The sequence below is a fragment of the Enterobacter sp. UNJFSC 003 genome, assembly GCF_036903355.1.
In the GTDB taxonomy this organism is placed as follows: Bacteria; Pseudomonadota; Gammaproteobacteria; order Enterobacterales; family Enterobacteriaceae; genus Enterobacter.
This window is the reverse complement of sequence record NZ_JBAKHK010000370.1, coordinates 1-233: the sequence shown is the minus strand read 5'-3', so window position 1 is coordinate 233 and position 233 is coordinate 1. Positions and strand designations below refer to the sequence as shown.

The window sequence follows — 233 nt, the reverse complement described above, 5'->3', positions numbered from 1 at the left end:
ATATAACACAGCCTGAAGAGGTCGTCAGAAAACAGTTATCTGAAATCCGATCGCAATATTCTGTATTTCAAAAGGTTGCAGCAAGGGAGGCTGAATCAATGGGATATAGTTCATCAGGTTATGACACATATGTTAGTGAGCGAAAATCAGGAAGCGACAGCAATAAGTCCGGTTTCTCGTCTTTATGGGGTGATTAATGGCTAAAGCATGGAAAGATGTTATCGCTTCTCCAC

General features: G+C 41.2%; 1 pseudogene. It reads left to right on the top strand.

The features are described 5' to 3' along the window. Positions 1 to 197, top strand: a pseudogene (locus V5P19_RS24595) (DNA injection protein); the annotation flags it as partial. Between the last annotated feature and the right edge of the window lie 36 nt (positions 198 to 233).